This is a genomic window from Neoroseomonas oryzicola (assembly GCF_012163135.1).
GTDB classification, from domain to species: domain Bacteria; phylum Pseudomonadota; class Alphaproteobacteria; order Acetobacterales; family Acetobacteraceae; genus Neoroseomonas; species Neoroseomonas oryzicola.
The window spans coordinates 535,997-554,040 of sequence record NZ_JAAVUP010000001.1 but is presented as its reverse complement, the minus strand read 5'-3'; the positions used below and the strand labels follow the sequence as shown (position 1 = coordinate 554,040).

11 protein-coding genes are annotated in these 18,044 nt (G+C 71.1%); 10 read left to right on the top strand and 1 reads right to left on the bottom strand.

What is annotated here, in order from left to right:
- Positions 1-110 precede the first annotated feature (110 nt).
- The 7 genes from GWK15_RS02620 to GWK15_RS02590 all read left to right on the top strand — a co-directional run bounded on the left by GWK15_RS02620 (position 111) and on the right by GWK15_RS02590 (position 12,596).
- On the top strand, positions 111-3,074 hold the full coding sequence (locus GWK15_RS02620) for a virulence factor SrfB (RefSeq protein ID WP_168038763.1): 2,964 nt from the start codon (positions 111-113) through the stop codon (positions 3,072-3,074).
- Positions 3,071-5,668: a virulence factor SrfC family protein gene (locus GWK15_RS02615; RefSeq protein ID WP_168038761.1), complete on the top strand. Its 2,598-nt coding sequence runs from the start codon at positions 3,071-3,073 to the stop codon at positions 5,666-5,668. Before GWK15_RS02620 ends, GWK15_RS02615 begins: the two co-directional genes overlap by 4 nt.
- Complete coding sequence (locus tag GWK15_RS02610; protein ID WP_168038759.1) at positions 5,665-6,756, top strand: hypothetical protein; 1,092 nt, start codon at positions 5,665-5,667, stop codon at positions 6,754-6,756. The genes GWK15_RS02615 and GWK15_RS02610 overlap by 4 nt, the downstream gene beginning before the upstream one ends.
- On the top strand, positions 6,753-8,651 hold the full coding sequence (locus GWK15_RS02605; RefSeq protein WP_168038757.1) for a vWA domain-containing protein: 1,899 nt from the start codon (positions 6,753-6,755) through the stop codon (positions 8,649-8,651). The genes GWK15_RS02610 and GWK15_RS02605 overlap by 4 nt, the downstream gene beginning before the upstream one ends.
- A 148-nt stretch (positions 8,652-8,799) precedes the next feature.
- Positions 8,800-9,534: an ABC transporter ATP-binding protein gene (locus tag GWK15_RS02600; protein ID WP_338147179.1), complete on the top strand. Its 735-nt coding sequence runs from the start codon at positions 8,800-8,802 to the stop codon at positions 9,532-9,534.
- Positions 9,534-10,718: a lipoprotein ABC transporter permease gene (locus tag GWK15_RS02595; RefSeq protein ID WP_168038755.1), complete on the top strand. Its 1,185-nt coding sequence runs from the start codon at positions 9,534-9,536 to the stop codon at positions 10,716-10,718. Before GWK15_RS02600 ends, GWK15_RS02595 begins: the two co-directional genes overlap by 1 nt.
- Positions 10,719-10,721: 3 nt before the next feature.
- On the top strand, positions 10,722-12,596 hold the full coding sequence (locus GWK15_RS02590) for a formylglycine-generating enzyme family protein (protein WP_168038753.1): 1,875 nt from the start codon (positions 10,722-10,724) through the stop codon (positions 12,594-12,596).
- Here the strand turns inward: GWK15_RS02590 and GWK15_RS02585 are convergent, their stop codons facing one another.
- Complete coding sequence (locus GWK15_RS02585; RefSeq protein ID WP_168038751.1) at positions 12,597-13,382, bottom strand: SDR family NAD(P)-dependent oxidoreductase; 786 nt, start codon at positions 13,380-13,382, stop codon at positions 12,597-12,599.
- A gap of 160 nt (positions 13,383-13,542) precedes the next feature.
- On the opposite strand from GWK15_RS02585, the gene GWK15_RS02580 reads away from it, so the two are divergent.
- From GWK15_RS02580 to GWK15_RS02570, 3 genes are read left to right on the top strand one after another with little or no spacing between them, the layout of a single operon-like run.
- Positions 13,543-15,612 carry a 3-hydroxyacyl-CoA dehydrogenase NAD-binding domain-containing protein gene (locus GWK15_RS02580; protein WP_168038749.1) on the top strand — a complete coding sequence of 690 codons (2,070 nt, stop codon included), beginning with the start codon at positions 13,543-13,545 and terminating at the stop codon, positions 15,610-15,612.
- 25 nt (positions 15,613-15,637) lie between these two features.
- Complete coding sequence (locus GWK15_RS02575) at positions 15,638-16,846, top strand: acyl-CoA dehydrogenase family protein (RefSeq protein ID WP_168038747.1); 1,209 nt, start codon at positions 15,638-15,640, stop codon at positions 16,844-16,846.
- Positions 16,847-16,851: 5 nt separating this feature from the next.
- Positions 16,852-17,994: an acyl-CoA dehydrogenase family protein gene (locus GWK15_RS02570; RefSeq protein ID WP_168038745.1), complete on the top strand. Its 1,143-nt coding sequence runs from the start codon at positions 16,852-16,854 to the stop codon at positions 17,992-17,994.
- Positions 17,995-18,044 lie beyond the last annotated feature (50 nt).

Genomic DNA, 18,044 nt, shown 5'->3' with positions numbered 1-18,044 from the left:
GTGCGCGCAGGGGCGCGCAACGACAAATTGGTGCGCGCAGAGGCGCGCAACGCCGGATTGGCGCGCTGCGCTGCGCTGCGGCACACTCCGCGGCAAGGATAGCCATGTCCATGAGCAGCACGACCACCGCCGGCCTGATCAGCCTGGTGCCTTCCTCGGGCATCCAGTTCCTCGACATCGACTTCGACATCGACCGGTTGCCGCGCGGGTCCCGCACCTTCTGGGAGGAACAGCTGCGCGAGCAGGTGGACCACGAGGGCAAGTCGCCGGCGATCCTGCGCGTGCTGGAACAGGACGAGGACGGCAACCTCGCCGACCCCGTGACGCGCCAGGTGCCGCCGCCGGAGGAGACCTACGCCATCTCCCGCGCCCAGGCGCTGGAGCCCTTTCTGAACAAATGGGTGCCGCTGCCCTATTTCCGCGTCCATGCGCGCGGCGCGGACGGGAAGGAGGTCTATGACCGCGGTCCGTCCAACTGGGCCCGCGCCTACATCGCCGAGAAGCCGGTCCGCGACCCGGATGGCCGGTCGCACCGGCTGGTGCTGGCGATCGACACCGCGCTGATGCCGCGCACGCCGGAACGCCCCTATGTCGCCCCGGCGCCGGAGGACAGCGCGCGGCAGCAGGAATTCGCCCCGGTCTTCAGCCATGCCGAGAACGCCTGGTTTCTGAACGAGGCCTGGGTCGGGCAGTGGCTCGAGGAAGGCTTCCGCGAGTTGCGGCAGGCCCAGCGCGGCGGGCGGCCGCTGCGGCCCGAGGACTTCCCCCATGCCTGCGAGCACTGGGCCCGCTACCTCGGCTTCCTGGGGTTGCTCGAGGGGATCGGCATCCTGCCGCGGGTGCGGCTGGTCGATGTCGTCTCGGACAATCGGGGTTATGCGCCGATCAATGTCGACCTCGTTCTCGACATCGGCAATTCGCGGACCTGTGGCGTGCTGGTGGAGGAAAGCCAGGACGCGCCGTCGCTGAACAATTCCCAGGTGCTGGCGCTGCGCGATCTGTCGCGGCCCGAGCAGACCTATGCGCGGCCCTTCGAGAGCCGGGTGGAATTCGCGGTCGGCTCCTTCGGGCGCGATGCGATTTCCCGCCGGTCGGGGCGCGCGAATGCCTTCCGCTGGCCGTCGCCGGTGCGCGTTGGGCCCGAGGCGATGCGCCTCGCCGCAGCGACGCAGGGCAATGAGGGCGCGACGGGGATTTCCTCACCCAAACGGTATCTTTGGGATCGTCGCCCGAATGTGCAGGGCTGGCGGTTCAACGGGCGTGCGTCCGACGGCGTGACGACGGAACCGCCGGTCTCCGGGCCGTTCATGGCGCATGTGACGGAGACGGGCGAAGCACTGCGCATGCTGCGCGGGCGCGGGCAGCCGGCGGTGCGGGCGCGCTTCTCGCGGTCATCCATGTTCACCTTCCTGCTGACCGAATTGCTGATGCAGGCGGTCAGCCAGATCAACGCGCCGGCCACGCGCGCCGCGCGGCGCTTCGCCGACGTGCCGCGGCGGTTGCGCCGCGTGATCCTGACCCTGCCGCCGGCCATGCCGCTCGCCGAGCAGAAGATCCTGCGCGAACGGGCCGAGGGCGCGATCAAACTCGCCTGGGACCTGCTCGGCTGGACCGAGGCCGGGCCGACCGCCCCGCCCGAACCGCGCGTGCTGCTGAACCTCGACGAGGCGACCGCGACGCAGGTGGTCTGGCTCTACACCGAGATCACCCAGCGCCTGCAGGGCGATGCGCAGGGGATGTTCGAACTGGCCGGGCGCGTCCGTCCGGAGCGCGGGCCGAACCCGTGCCTGCGCGTCGCGTCGATCGACATCGGCGGCGGCACCACCGACCTGATGGTCGTGACCTGGTCGGTCGAGAACCGCGACACCATCGTCCCGCGCCAGGAATTCCGCGAAGGCTTCAAGATCGCGGGCGACGAGGTGCTGGAAGGGCTCATCACGCATCTCGTGCTGCCCCAGGTCGCCGACGCGCTGCGCGCGGCGGGGATGAGCGATCCGAACGCCTTCCTGCGCCAGACGCTGGGCGGGGATCGCGGCGGGCAGTCGGAGGTGGAACGCCACCTGCGCCGCCAATTCGTCGGCCAGGTGCTGGAACCCGTCGGCCTCGGCGTGCTGCACGCCTATGAGCGCATCGAGGGACGGCAGATGGGCGAGGTCTTCCGCTCGACCATCCGCGCGGTGCTGGACGCGGAACCGCAGCCGGCCAATCCGCGCGCGGTCGCCTTCTTCGAGACCGCGGCGCGCCAGGCCGGGGCGCATGGCTTCTCGATTGCGGATGTCGAGGTCTCGGCCGATGTGCGCCGGGTCGAGGCGGTGATCCAGGCGACGCTCGGCCCCGTGCTGGCCGATCTCTGCGAGGTCGTGTGGCATTACGATTGCGACGTGCTGCTGCTCTCGGGCCGGCCGTCGCGGTTGCGGGCGGTGACGGACATCGTGCTGGCGAAGTCCCCGGTGCCGCCGCACCGCATGATCGGCATGCATCGCTACGCCGTCGGCGGTTGGTATCCCTTCCGTGACGCCAATGCGCGGATCGAGGATCCCAAGACCAGTGCCGCGGTCGGCGCGATGCTCTGCGCGCTCGCGGAAGGGCGGCTGGAATCCTTCCTGATGCGGACCTCGCAACTGGCAATGAAATCCACCGCGCGCTTCATCGGGCGGATGGAGATCTCGGGCCAGATCCGCGAACAGGGCGTGCTGCTGTCGGAAGTGGACCTCGAGAAGCGGCCGAATCCCGGGGATGGCGTGGAGTTCACCATGACCTTCGCCGCGCCGACCTTCCTCGGCTTCCGGCAACTGCCGATCGAGCGCTGGCCGGCGACGCCGCTCTACGCCCTGGAATTCGCCAACCCTGAAAGCGTTCCTCGTATGGCCCTGCCGCTTCGCGTGAAGATCCGCCGTGCCGACATGGACCCGGACGCCCCGGGCCAGGAGGAGAAGCGCGAGGATTTCCGCGTCGAGGAGATCGAGGATTCGGAAGGCACCGCGCTGCGCCGCACCGATGTGGAGATCAGGCTGCAGACGATGAAGTCCGAGGCAGGCTACTGGCGCGACACCGGCGTGGTGGGTCTGGCATGAGGCTCGACGCCAGCAACGACGCGGCGCTCGCCGCTTCAGCCCGCGGCACCGCCGAGGCTGCCTCCGAGGCGGTCGCCTGGCTTGCCGACAACCGCGCCCAGGTGCGGGAGGAAGCGCAGGCCATCGCGCGCGACTTCCGCAAGTTCGCCCGCCGCGCCCGCAAACTGGAAGCCGCGGCCGAACGGCCGATGTGCGTCGCGGTGTTCGGGCCGTCGCAGTCCGGCAAGTCCTACCTGATCTCGGCCCTGGCGCGCCGGGGCCAGGAGCCGGTGACGGCGATGTTCGAGGGCCGCGCGCTGGACTTCGTGCGCGACATCAACCCCGAGGGCGGGCAGGAGGCGACGGGCCTCGTCACCCGCTTCACGCTGCGACCACCGTCGACCCTGCCCGGCAACCCCGTCGCGCTGCGGCTGCTGTCGCAGACCGACGTCATCAAGATCCTGGGCAACACCTTCCTCGAGGATTTCGACCCGGCCGAGGTCGACATTCCCTCCCCGGAACTCGTGCAGTCGCACTGCGCGCGCTTCGCCGGACGGGCGGGCGGGGAGGCGATCGACAGGCTGACCGAGGACGACGTCGACGACCTGCGCGAGTATTTCGAGGGCCTGTTTCGCGGGCATCCGCTGGTGCCTGGCCTCGGGTCGGCGTTCTGGGCACAGGCGGCCTCCATCGCGCCGCGGCTGCCGGTTGCGGAGCGGGCGGCCTTCTTCTCGATCCTGTGGAACGGGCATGAGGCCTTCACCTCGGCCGCGCGGGAATTGCTGACGGCGCTTGCCGCCCTCGACTTCCCCGACGAGGCCTTCGCACCGCTGGAAGCCCTCTCGCCGCGCGAGACCTCGATCATCGATGTCCGCACGCTCGGCATGCTGGGCGATCCGGCCGATGGGAAGCTGGCCGTGCGGACGCGGTCCGGCCGCCAGGCGATGCTGCCACGGGCGGCGCTCGCGGCGCTGGTCGCGGAACTGACCATCGCGCTGCGCGACAAGCCCTGGGATTTCTTCGAGGTCACCGACCTGCTCGACTTCCCCGGCGCGCGGTCGCGCGAGAAGCTGACGCAGCCCGGGCGCTTCCTCGCGGATCGGGGAAAGCTTCCGGGGCTCTTCCTGCGCGGCAAGGTCGCCTACCTCTACCAGCGCTACTGCGCGGAGCAGGAGATCACCTCCATGCTCCTCTGCATCGGCCCGTCCAACCAGGAAGTCCGCACCCTGCCGCGGATGATCAAGGATTGGGTGGACGGTACGCTCGGCGTGACGCCCGAGGAACGCGCGCGGCACCGCAATGCGCTGTTCCTGGTGCTGACCAAGTTCGACACGGAGTTCGAGGAGAAGAAGGGCGCGACCGAGGGCACCGGCAGCCGCTGGACCATTCGGCTCAACGCCTCGCTGCTCGACTTCTTCGGCAAGGAATACGACTGGCCGCGCAACTGGGCGGCCGGGCGGCCCTTCGACAACACCTACTGGCTGCGCAATCCCAACGTCGCGGCCAAGCACATCCTCGACTACGACGAGCATGGCCGGGAGGCCGCGCCGCGAGCCTCGGAGGCCGCGCGCATCGCCCGGCTGCGCGAGGAGTTCGTCTCCAACGACGATTGCCGCCGCCACTTCGCCGATGCCGAGCGCGCCTGGGATGCGGCGATGACGCTGAACGACGGCGGCATCTCCTTCCTTGCCGAAAGCCTGCGCCCGGTCTGCGATCCCGCCATCAAGCGCACCCAGATCGCCGCGCGGCTCGAGGCGCTGCGGACGGACATGGCCGGGCGCCTCGCACCCTATTGGCATTCGGGGGACCTGCAGGCGGAACTCGCCAAGCGGCGGGAGGAGGCGCGGGTGGTCAGCCGCGCCCTCGTGGCCTGCGCGACCGCCCAGGCCTTCGGCAGGCTGATCCGCAGCCTGCAGGTGACGCCGGAGGAACTGACCTCCGCCTGGTGGCGCATGCAGACCGAACCGGCCGAGGAAGCGCCGGTCGGCGCGCGCGCCGGGGAGGAGGACTACCTCGCCGAGCTCGGCGACCTGGTGGCACCAGCCGCGCAGGGCAAGCACCGCGCGCGCGACGCCTTCGAACGCTACGCCGACATGGCCGTCGCGGAATGGATGGAGAAGATGCACCGCGCGGCGGCCGAGCCCGAGACGTCGGAGCAGCTGAAGCTGCCGCGCGATGCCGCTGCGGCGCTGGTGGCGCAGCTCGGCGCCGGCGCGCGGCGCACGGGGCTGTCCGCGCGCATCGCCCAGCGCCTGCGGGAAGCGGCCTCCTATCGCCAGAAGCTCAGCGAAAGCGCCTCCAAGCCCGTGATGGTCGCAGAGGGGCTGGTGAACCGCTACGTGCACACGCTGGGCTATGCGGACATGCCTGCGGACCAGCGGCCGCGTGCCGGGCGCACCGACCGCCCGATCTTCGCGCCGCGGCCGCCGGTGAACGGGATGCCGCATCTCGGCGCGCAGCCCGAGCCTTACGACAAGCAGTTCCACGTCGACTGGATCAGCGCCTTCTCGCGCCTCGCGGAGGAGAACGTCACCGCGCCGGGCGGGCAGGAGGTCGACGTGGCGCAGAATGCGCGCCTCGGGAAGATCCTGGGCGCGCTCGGCCAGGCGGCATGACCAACGTCCTCGCCGCCGCGGATCCCGCCCATCCGGAGGGGGGGCACGCCATCCTCCTTCTCCAGGGGGTGATGGAGCCGCCGGCGGATGCGCGCTTCCGCATCCTGCGCGAGGGCTGGTCCAAGGGCACGCTCGGCCCCGATGGGTGGCAGGTGGGCGATGCGTTGCTGAACCCCGACCGGGTGGAGGCTTCGCCGCAGGGCGTGCGGCTCTACCTCGGGCCGCGCGTGGTCGATTGGCTGGAGGCGGGGCCGGTGCAGTTCCGCTTGCCGGGGGCGGGGATCACCGCGCCGCTGTTCTGGCCGGACGTGCCGCCGCTGCATGGCGGCAGCGGGCATACCATCGCCGAGCCAGCGCCGCCGCGTCCCGCAACGCCGCCACCCCCACGCCCGGCGCCGGTGATCGAGGATGCGGACGCCACCATCGCGGTCGCGCCACGGCCCTTGGCACCGCCGCCTCCGCCGCCGCCTCTTTCGGTGCCGCAGCCCGCGGCGGCGTCGAAGTCGTCCGTTCTGCCCTGGGCGCTGCTCCTGCTGCTTCTCCTCGCCGCGGCGGGGGGCGGCGCCTATTGGTGGTTTGTGCTGCGCGAACAGCCGGCGCCCGCGCCACCCGCGCCTGTCGATCCGATCGAGGTCGCGCCCGAACCGCTGAACCGCGAGCCGCCGCCGCTATTGCCGCCGGTGCGCCCGCAGGTCGAGCCCCGGGGGCCGGAAAGCCTCGATGGCCTGGCGGTGCCCGAAGTGATCGCCCGCGCCGCATCGCCCACCGCGATCGCCGAGCAGGCGGCGCGACGCTACCAGGCCGGGCAGTTCGACGACGCGCTGCTGCTTTGGGAAGCGGCGGCGCGGGCGGGCAACGCGGCTTCGCTGGCGCGGCTTGCCAGCCTCTACGACCCGGTCGGCTTCCAGCCGGGCCGGCCCTTCCGCGACCCCGATCCGCGCCAGGCGGCGCGGCTGTACCGCGATGCCGTGGCCGGCGGCGATGCGGCTGCGGCCGAACCCCGCGCGCGGCTGCGCCGCTGGCTCGACGACCGGGCGCGGGAAGGGGACCTCAACGCGCCGCTGACGATCAGGGATTTCTGGCAATGACGCCGCGCCGCCTGCTCCTGCTCGGTTCCGCCGCGCTGATGCCGATCCTGGCCCAGGCGCAGCCGGCGCGCCGGCTGCCGCTGCTGATCCCGGGCAAGACGACGCTGTACCAGCGCGTGATCCTCCGTCCCGGCGCGACGCTGCATGCCCAGCCGAGCGCGCCGCAGGGCCGGCCCGTCGCCGGCTTCTCGGTCATGCATGTCTATGGCCGCCGCGACGGCTGGATCGAGATCGGCCGCGAGGCCGATGGCCGCATCGAAGGCTGGGTTCGCGAGGACCGCGCCATCGACTGGCGCCACACCATGGTCGGCGCCTTCACCAATCCGGCCGGCCGCGAGCGCACCATGTTCCTGCGCGACGCGAATACGCTGCGCGGGCTGCTGGCCGCGCCCGACATGACGCAGCAGGCGGTCGCGTTGCGCGCCGCGGCGGGGCAGCCCGGCAGTCCGGTCGTGGCGCTGGAGCCCGAGACCTTCGTCGACATCCAGCGCAACTTCTATTTGCTGCCGATCCTCGAGGCCGAGACGGTGCAGCGCCGCGACGGCACGCAGATGCGGATGCTGGAGGTGATCTCGGCGCCGGCGGAACTGCGCCAGGCGCCGCAGCAGGCCGATCCGTCCCGCCTGCGGGACTTCCGCGGCGGCATCGTCTTCGTGATCGACACCACGGTGTCGATGCAGCCCTATATCGACCGCACGCGCGACGCGATCCGCCGCATCATGGCGCGCATCGGCGACACCGCGGTGCGCGACAATTTCCGCTTCGGCATGGTCGCCTATCGCGCCGACATCTCGCAGCGGCCGCAGCTGGAATACGTGACGCGGCTGGTGGCTTCGCCCGACCTGTCGCAGCCGCCGCAGGCGATCCTGCCAGCGCTGGAAACGGTGCGCGCGGCGACGGCCTCCACCGAACGCTTCGACGAGGACGCGATCGCCGGGCTGCGGGTCGCCATCGACCAGGTGGACTGGTCGGCCTTCGGCGGGCGCTACGTCATCCTCATCACCGATGCCGGTGCGCTCGATGCGACGGACCCGAAGTCGCAGACGCGGCTCGGTATCGCCGAGATCAAGGCGCTGGCCGATGCGCGCGGCGTCGCACTCTTCGCAATCCACCTGCAGACGCCGGAAGGGCGGTCCAATCACGCCCATGCCCGCGCGCAGTACACGGAGCTGACGCGCTACGGCGCGGCGGGCTCGCTCTATTTCCCGGTGGAAGGCGGCAGCCCGCAGGCCTTCGAGCGTGTGGTGAACGGGCTGACCAATGCGCTGTTCCGGCAAGTGGCGGATACGGTCGGCCGCCCGATCGGCGGTGTCGAACCCGCGCGCACGCCCGAAGCCGAACGCATCGCGCAGCAGGTCGAGATCGTCGGCACGGCGATGCGGCTTGCCTATCTCGGGCGGGAAGGGGGGACGACGGCGCCCGACGTGGTGCGATCCTTCACCACCGACCGCGACCTGCGCGATCCGACGCTCGCCGCGCTCGACGTGCGGGTGCTGCTGACGCGCAACCAGTTGTCCGACCTGTCGCAGGCGCTGACGCGCATCCTCGATGCGGGGCTCGCGGGGCGGACCGATCCGCGGTCCTTCTTCGGCCAGTTGCGGGCGGCTTTCGCGGCGACGGCGCGCGATCCGGCGCGGCTCGGCAACCTTGCGCGCGTCGGGCAGGCGCTGGGCGAGTATCTCGACGGGCTGCCCTATCAGAGCCAGGTCATGGAACTGACCGAGCAGGAATGGCTCTCCATGGGCGCGGCCGCGCAGCGCGAGCTCATCAACGGCATCGAGACCAAGCTGCGCCTGTATCAGGAATTCGCAGCGCGGCCGGACCTGTGGGTGACGCTGGACGGGCGGCCGGGCGGGGAGGCCTTCTTCCCCGTACCGCTCGAATCCCTGCCGTGACGCGGCTTTGCGCGCCACAGGCGCCGCCGTCCGGCGGCTTGGCTTGCGCGCCGGGCGCTGGCGCGCGGGACCCAGCAGGCGGGCGGGGCGCGGTCGCGCTTCGCGCTCCCGGCTCGCGGCAGCGCCACGAGCCGCCGGATACGGTCCAGTGACCTCGTTGCTCTCCCTGCGCGGCGTACTGCGGGCCTATCGCGGGGATGCGGCGCCCTTCGCGCTCGAGGTCCCGGCCTTCGACCTGGCGGAAGGCGAGGTTCTGGCGCTCGCCGGCCCCTCGGGCAGCGGCAAGTCGACGCTGCTGATGATGCTGGCGCTCGCCGCGCCGCCCGATGCTGCGGAGCGCTTCGACTTCGCCGGGCAGGACATCGCGCGGCATTGGAAGATGGGTCGCGGCGACGCGCTGGCGGATCTCCGCGCGCGCCGCATCGGGGTGGTCCCGCAGACCGGCGGGCTGCTGCCCTTCCTGACCGTCGAGGCGAATATCGGACTGACGCAACGCATCGCCGGGCGGACCGATGCGGATCGCGTCCGGCTGCTGGCGGAAGAACTCGGCATCGCGGCGCAGCTGCGCAAGCGTCCGGCCGAGCTCTCGGTCGGGCAGCGGCAGCGGGCAGCGATCGCCCGTGCGCTCGCGCACCGGCCGGCGCTGGTGCTCGCTGACGAACCCACGGCCTCGGTGCATCCGGAACTTGCCGATGCGGTGCTCGCGCTGCTGAAGCGCGAATGCGCGGCGGCGGGGGCGGCGCTGCTGGTGGCGACGCATGACCCGGCGCGGGCCGAGCGTCTCGGCTATCCGGTGCTGGCCTGCCGGACGCATGCGCCGGGGGCGGATGGCATCGCGCGGTCGGTGTTCGAACGCCTGCCCGAAATCGCCGAGGCGGCGTGATGATCCTGCGTCTCGCGCTCGCCGACCTGCGGCACGAACGGGTGCTGTTCCTGTGCTCGGCGCTGGGCTGCGCGGCGGTGCTCGCCCCGCTGATCGTGCTGTTCGGGCTGCGCCAGGGCGTGGTGGCGGGGCTGCGGGCGGAACTGCTCGAGGACCCGCGCGCGCGGGAGATCGTCTCGGTCGTCAACCGCACCCTGGAACCCGAGGTGCTGGCGCGGATCGCCGCCGATCCGCGCGTTGCCTTCATGGTGCCGCGGACGCGTGCGCTCTCGGCCACGATCGTGCTGGAAAACCCGTCCCGTCCGGGCGGCGGACTGCGCGTGGAATTGCTGCCGACCGGGCAGGGTGATCCCCTGCTGCCGGGGCTGAGCGTGATCGACATGGACGAACTCGTGGTCTCGGCGACGGCGCTGCAGCGGCTGGGGCTGAATGTGGGCGACCCTGTGCTTGCCTCTGTGGCGCGCAGCCAAGGCGGGGTGCGGGAGGTGCTGACCCTGCCGATGCGCGTCGGCGGTGTCGCGCCGCTGACGGCGGCGACGCGCGATGCCGCCTTCGCGACACTCCCGGTGCTGGTGCTGACGGAGGATTTCCTCGACGGCAGCGCGGCGACCGATGCACGGCCCGACGCCAGCCTGCCGCCGCGTCCCTTCGCGGGCTTCCGCCTGCATGCGGCGCGGCTGGATGACGTGCCCGCCTTGGACCGCGAACTCCGCCTGTCGGGGATCGAGGTCGCCTCGCGCGCCGAGGCGGTGGCGGGGCTGTTGCGCCTCGACCGCAACCTCGCGCTGCTGTTCCTTGCCATCGCGGGGGCGGGCGGCGCGGGGTATCTCGTGAGCCTCGGCGTCGGGCTTTGGGCGCAGGTGGAACGCAAGCGGCGGGACCTCGCGCTGCTGTCGCTGCTGGGACTGCGGCGGCGAGGATTGCTGATGATGCCGCTGCTCCAGGCGGCGGCGGTCGCGCTGGCGGGCGCGATGCTCGCCTTCGCGATTGCCGCGTCCGTCGCGACCGTCCTCAATCGCGCCTTCGCCGGCACGGTGACGGGCGATCGCCCGGTCTGCCTGCTGACGGCGCAGATGGGCGTGGCCGCGGCGGGCGTGACTCTGGCGGGCGCGCTGGTCGCGGCGATGCTCGCCGGGATGCGCGCCGCCGCGGTGCCGCCCGCCGAAGGCCTGGCGGAGGGCTGAGGGATGCGCGTCACGCTCGCTGCCCTGCTGGCACTGCTCGCTGCCCCGGCGATTGCCCAGGCGCCGTGGCCGGACGAGTTCACCAATCCCCGCGCGGCGGATGGCGACCTGGTGCTGCCCATGCCCTGTGGCGGCGCGATGGCCTTCCGCCCGGTGCAGACGCCTGCCGGGCCGGGGGCGCTCGACGATCGGCCGGTGACGCTCGGCACCACCGACCCTGCCGGCGGCATTGCCGAATTCGCTCGCCGCGAATCCGTCGCAGGCCCGTTCCAGGGCCAGGGCCAGCAGGGCGCGATCTACTGGCTCGGCAAGTACGAGGTGACGCGCGACCAGTATGCGGCGGTGATGGAGCCGACCTGCCCGACGCCCTCGGCCACGGGCCGCCTGCCGGCGGCCACGCTGTCCTGGTTCGACGCCGTCGCCTTCACGCAGCGCTACACGACCTGGCTGATGGCCAATGCGCGGGCGCGGCTGCCGCAGGCGGACGGCACCCCCGCCTTCGTCCGCCTGCCGACCGAGGAGGAATGGGAATACGCCGCGCGCGGCGGTGCGGCGGTGAGCGAACTCGACTTCCTCGCCCGCACCTTCCCTATGCCGGAGGGCACCGGGCGCTATGCCTGGTTCCAGGGGCCGCGCTCGGCCTCGGGCCGCGCGCAACCCGTGGGCATGCTGGAACCCAATCCGCTTGGCCTGCACGACATGCTGGGCAATGTGGGGGAGATGGTGCTCGAGCCCTTCCGCGCCGTGCGCGTCGGGCGGCTGCACGGCCAGGCCGGCGGCGTGGTGGTGAAGGGCGGCGACTTCCGCACGCCGGAGGCCTCGTTGCGCTCCTCCCTGCGGATCGAGATCCCGCCCTTCGATGCGACGGACGGGCAGGCGACACGCCTCGCTTCGGTCGGCTTCCGCGTGGTGCTCGCGTCCCACGTCACGACCAGCCTGCGTCGCGCCGAGGCGCTGAACCGCGCCTTCGAGGAAGAGAGCCGCGCCAGCGGCACCGAGGCGGAGAACGCCCGTCGGCAGATTGCCGCCCTGCGCGAGGGTGCCGATCCGCGCCTGCGCCAGGGCCTCGACCGGCTCGAGGCCGGGCTGATGGCGGCCGAGCGCGCGCGGACCGAGCAGGAGCGCGCCGGCATCCGGGCGCAGTTGGAAGGGGCGGCGGTGCTCGGGCGATCGGCCGTGCTGTCGCAGCGGCGGCTCGACGGGTTCCAGGCGCTGTTGGACGGGGGCGACGTGGTGCAGGCCAGCCCCGAGATGCGCACCAACTGGGCCCGCGCGGCCGAGGGGCTGCGGGTCGAGCGGGAACTTGCCATCGACGGCTATGCGCGAATCGTCGCGGACCTGGGCCGCACCGCAGACCGCGCGACGCTGACGACCGAGGCCGCCGTGGTCGGACGCGAGACCGAGGCGCGCGGCGTGCCGGAACTCCGGCCTTACCTCGATATCGCCGCGCGCCATGCGGCGGATTCGCGCGACAGCGGCCTGTCGCCGCGCGATCGGATGCGGGAGGAGGTGCTCGCCGCCGGCCGTGGCATCGCGCCGCCCCAGGCCAGCGCGCCCGCGCCGCCGGCACAGCCCCAGCGCCCGGCGAGCACGCCGGCCACGCCGCAACGCCCGGCCACGCCACCGGCGCCGCCGCCCGTCGCGGCCGTGCCGCCGCCGCCCCCACCGCCGCCCGTCACCGCGGACCCGGAACCGCCCCTGAGCCGGCCGTCACAGGCCTCCCAGTCGCAGCGCCCGCCCGTGACGCCGCCGCGCCAGCCGGCGCAACCCCCCGCGCCATCGCGCGAGGGTCAGGGCATCAGCGTGAAGCCGCCGATCCAGCGCGGCGGCCCCTCGCAGACCTACGACCAGTCCGGCAAGCCGCTCGGCTTCCGCTGATCACTCGTCGTCCGAGCGCGAGGGCGGTCCGGCCAGCACGCCGCCGTCGATCACGATGGTCTGGCCGGTCATGAAGGAACCGGCGGCCGAGGCGAGGAAGACGGCCGCACCCGCGATCTCGTCCGGTTCGCCGATACGCTTCAGCGGCGTGTCCTTGGTGCGCTTCTTGTAGATGCCCGGATCCTCCCACAGTGCGCGGGCGAAGTCGGTGCGGATCAGGCCCGGCGCGATGGCATTCGCGCGCACGTTCCGCGGGCCCCACTCGACGGCCAGGTTGCGCACCAGCTGCATGTCCGCGGCCTTGGAGATGGCGTAGGCGCCGAGCACCGGCGAGCCACGGAAGCCGCCGATCGAGGAGACGATGATGATCGATCCGCCGCCGCGCTCGGCCATGCCCGGCGCGGTCATGTGCGCGAGCCAGAGATTCGACTTGATGTTGGACGCCATGATCTTGTCGAAGATCTCGTCCGGCATCGTCACGGCCGGGCCGAAATGCGGGTTGATCGCGGCGTTGCAGACCATGACGTCGACCTGGCCCCAGGCCGCGATGGTCTGGTCCACCAGCGCCTGGCATTCGTTCTTGCGGCCGATGTTGCAGGCGATGGCCATGGCGGTGCCGCCCTTGGCCTTGATGGCGTCCACGACTTCCTGGCAGGCCTCGACCTTGCGGGAGGAGACGACGACCTTCGCCCCCTGTTCGGCCATGCGTTCGCAGATGGCACGGCCGATGCCGCGGCTGCCGCCGGTGACGATGGCGACCTTGCCGGTCAGGTCAAAGAGGGACATGCATTTCGCTCCCGATGGTCTTGCGTCGGGCGCAGCGCAGCATGCGCGGGCCGCGCGGGCAACAGGCCGCGGCGTGCTTGCCGTCCGGCCGGTTCTGCCGGACACTTAACTTCAACAAGGGCCGGGCAGGCCCACAGCCAGTTTCGAGGGAGTGACGCCCGTGTCCGATTTCGTCCAGCACGTGCCCCAGGGCGATGTGCATGTCCTGCGGCTGAACAATCCGCCGGTGAACACGCTGCGGACCGAGATCCGCGCGGGGCTCCTCGCGGGCGTGAACGCGGCGAAGGCGCAGGGTGCCAAGGCGGTGGTGCTGATCGGCGCGGGCCGCATGTTCTGCGCCGGGGCCGAGATGACCGAGTTCGGCAAGCCGCGGCAGCCCCCCTCCCTGACCGAGGTGTTCGACGCCATCGAGGGCTTCCCCGGCATCGTCGTCGCGGCGATCCATGGCTCGGCGCTGGGCGGGGGGCTTGAACTCGCGCTTGCCTGCCATGCGCGCGTGGCGGTGGCGGGTGCCCAGGTTGGACTGCCGGAGGTGAAGCGCGGCTTCGTGCCCGGCGCAGGTGGCACGCAGCGCCTGCCGCGCATGATCGGGCCCGAGGCGGCGGCGAAGATCATCGTCAGCGGCGACCCGATCAAGGCGACCGAGGCGCACAAGCTCGGCGTCATCGACGCGATCATCGAAGGGGACCTCGAGGCCGGCGCGGTGGCCTGGGCCAAGACCAATATCGGCAAGACCTTCACCCTGGCGCGCAATCGCACGGACAAGATCAGCGGGCAGGACCCGGCGGCCTATGACGCGGTCGTCGCAGGGTTGCTGAAGCGCACGCGCGGGCAGGAAAGCCCGAAGGGCTGCGCCGAGGCGGTCCGCGCCTCCTTCACCATGCCCTTCGAGCAGGGACTGCAGAAGGAGCGCGACCTGTTCTCGACCCTCGTGGCCGGTGAGCAGTCCAAGGCGCTTCGCCACATCTTCTTCGGCGAACGCGAAGTGCTGCGCATCCCGGGCATGCCGGAAGACGCGAAGTCGCTGCCGGTCGAGCGCCTGGTGGTGATCGGCGGCGGCACCATGGGCGGCGGCATCGCGATGAGCGCGGCCAACAACGGCGTGCCCGTCACGATCGTCGAGATGAGCGAGGAGGCGCTGCAGAAGGGCCTCGCGCGCTGCCACGCCAACTGGGAGCGCACGGTGTCGAGCGGCCGCCTGTCGCAGGCGGAGTATGAGAAGCGCAAGGCCCTGCTGACCGGCAGCACCGATTTCGAAGGCACCGTCGCGAAGGCCGACCTGGTGATCGAGGCGGTCTTCGAGAACATGGAGGTCAAGAAGCAGGTCTTCGCACGGCTGGACAAGGCGGCGCGGCCCGGCGTGGTGCTGGCGTCCAACACCTCCACGCTGTCGATCGACGAGATCGCTTCGGCAACCTCGCGGCCGGAACTGGTGGTGGGGATGCATTTCTTCTCCCCGGCCAATGTCATGCGCCTGCTGGAGAACGTGCGCGGGGCGAAGTCGTCCTGGACGACGATCGCGACCGCGACGGAGTTCGGCAAGCGCATCGGCAAGCTGCCGGTGCTGGTGGGGAATTGCGACGGCTTCGTCGGCAACCGGATGACCGGCAAGCGCACCCCGCAGGTCGAGAAGCTGCTGCTGGAAGGCTGCCTGCCGCAGGACATCGACAAGGTGATGGAAGGCTACGGCATGGCGATGGGGCCGCTCGCGACGGGCGACCTCGCCGGCCTCGACATCGGGGCCGCCGTGCGCAAGGCGCGCGGGACGGTGGCGCCGGTCGCGGATGCCGTGGTGGCGCTGGGCCGCTTCGGACAGAAGACCGGCAAGGGCTGGTACATGTACGACGAGAAGCGCAACCGCCTGCCGGACCCCGAGGTCGAGAGGATCATCCTCGAGGTCGCGGAGAAGATGCAGGTGCGCCGGCGCAAGATTTCCGACGAGGAGATCCTGGATCGCCTGCTGCTGCCGATGGTGAACGAGGGCGCACGCATCCTCGAGGAAGGCGTCGCCTATCGGCCGATCGACATCGACGTCATCTTCATCAACGGCTTCGGCTGGCCGGCCTTCCGCGGCGGGCCGATGTTCTGGGCCGACACCCAGGGGCTGAAGACGGTGCGCGACAAGCTGGCGCGGTATGCCGAGGCGACCAACGACGCCAACCTGAAGCCCACCGCGCTGATCGAGAAGCTGGCGGCCGAAGGCGGGACCTTCGCCGGCATGGGCCGCTGATAGATTTCGAACGGGAGAGACGAGGATGGAACTCCGCTTCACCGAAGAGGAACGCGCCTTCCGCCAGGAAGTGCGCGACTGGATCGACGCCAACCTGCCGGCGGACACGCGCGAGCGCATGGCCTCCGGCCGTACGCCCACCAAGGCGATGCAGGTGGACTGGCAGAAGAGGCTTTACGAGAAGGGCTGGGCGGTGCCGCACTGGCCCGTCGAGTGGGGCGGCCAGCCCTGGTCGGCGATCAAGCGCTTCATCCTGAGCGAGGAAATCCAGTCGACGCCGGCGCCCTCGCCGCTGGGCTTCAACTGCAACATGCTCGGGCCGGTGCTGATCGCCTTCGGGACGGAGGAGCAGAAGAAGTTCTTCCTGCCGAAGCTCGCGAGCCTGGACCTTTGGTTCTGCCAGGGCTTCTCGGAGCCCGGCGCGGGGTCGGACCTTGCCAGCCTCAAGACGCGCGCGGTGCGCGAGGGCGACCACTACGTCGTGAACGGCCAGAAGACCTGGACGACGCTCGCGCAGCACGCGGACTGGATCTTCCTGCTGGTGCGGACGGATCCCGGCGCGGCGAAGCAGCAGGAGGGGATCTCCTTCCTCCTGGTGGACATGAAGACGCCGGGCATCACGGTGCGGCCGATCATCACCATCGACGGCGCGCATGAGGTGAACGAGGTCTTCTTCGACGACGTGAAGGTGCCGGTGGCGAACCTGGTCGGCACGGAGAACCGCGGCTGGGATTGCGCGAAGTTCCTGCTGTCCAACGAGCGCACCGGCCAGGCGCGCGTGGGTGCGTCCAAGGAACGCATCCGCCGTCTGAAGCTGATCGCCAAGGAAGCCCCGGGTGGTGCGCGGCCGGTGATGGAAGATCCGCGCTTCCGCTCGCGCCTGACGGATGTCGAGGTGCAGCTCAAGGCGCTGGAGATGACGACGCTGCGCGTGCTCGCGGACGAGAACCGCGCGCTCAGCCAGCGCAAGCCGAACCCGGCTTCTTCGGTGCTGAAGATCCGCGGCACGGAGCTGCAGCAGGCTATCTCCGAGCTCTATGTCATGGCGGCCGGGCCCTATGGTTTGGCGGCCCCGAACGATCCGGAAGCCGATGGGCGCAACGAGCCCGACGTGGCGGCGGATTGGCAGACGCTCGCGCAGGCGACCTACTTCAACTGGCGCAAGCAGAGCATCTACGGCGGATCCACCGAGATCCAGAAGAACATCATGGCCAAAGCGTTCCTGGGGCTCTGAGACACATGGATTTCGATCTTTCCGAAGACCAGCGCCTTCTGCAGGACAGCCTGGCGAAGCTGCTGAAGGACAAGTACGGCTTCGAGCAGCGCAAGGGCTACATCAAGTCCGAGACCGGCTGGTCGCGCGAGGTCTGGGCGGCCTATGCGGAGCTCGGCCTGCTGGGCATGCCCTTCGCCGAGGAGGATGGCGGCCTCGGCTACGGCACCGTCGAGACCATGATCGTCATGGAGCAGATGGGGCGGTCGCTGACGCTCGAGCCCTTCGTCTCGACCGTCGTGATGGGCGGCGGCTTCCTACGCCATGGCGCGACTGCTGAGCAGCGCGCGGCGATGGTGCCGCAGATCGCGGAGGGCAAGCTGCTGCTGGCCTTTGCGCATACCGAACCGCAATCCCGCTTCGACCTGAACGACGTGGCCACCACGGCGAAGAAGGACGGCGCGGGGTGGGTGATCGACGGCCGCAAGGGCGTCGTCGTGCATGGCGACACGGCGGATCAGCTGATCGTGACGGCACGCATCTCGGGCGGCCGGCGCGACCGTGACGGCATCGGCGTCTTCCTGGTGCCGGCGACGGCGCAGGGCGTGACGCGGCGGGGCTTCGGCACCTCGGACGGGCAGCGGGCGGCGGACATCACCTTCGACAACGTGAAGGTGGGTGCGGAGGCCGAACTCAAGGGCGGCCTTGCGCTGGCCGAGCAGGTCGCGGACGAGACGATCGCGGCGCTGGCGGCCGAGGCCGTGGGCTGCATGGAGGCCGCGAAGGACCTGACGGTCGACTACCTGAAGACGCGCAAGCAGTTCGGGCGGCCGATCGGGTCCTTCCAGTCGCTGCAGCACCGCGCGGCGGAGATGATGGTCTGCCTCGAGCAGGCGCGCTCCATGGCGATGCTGGCGGCGATGATGGCGGGCGAGACGGACGCCGCCGAACGTCGTCGCCAGATGCGGGCCGTGAAGATCGAGGTGGGCCGCAACGCCCGCTTCGTCGGCCAGCAGACCGTGCAGATGCATGGCGGCATCGCCATGACGATGGAGTATGCCGGCGGCCACTACCTGAAGCGGCTGACGGTCATCGAGAACATGTTCGGCGACATGGACCACCACCTCGCGGCGCTGAGCGAGGAAGGTGGGGTGTTCCTCGCCGCCTGAGGACGGACGTGGGGGAGGGCAGCCTCCCCCGCATCTCCAAAAGAGGTATG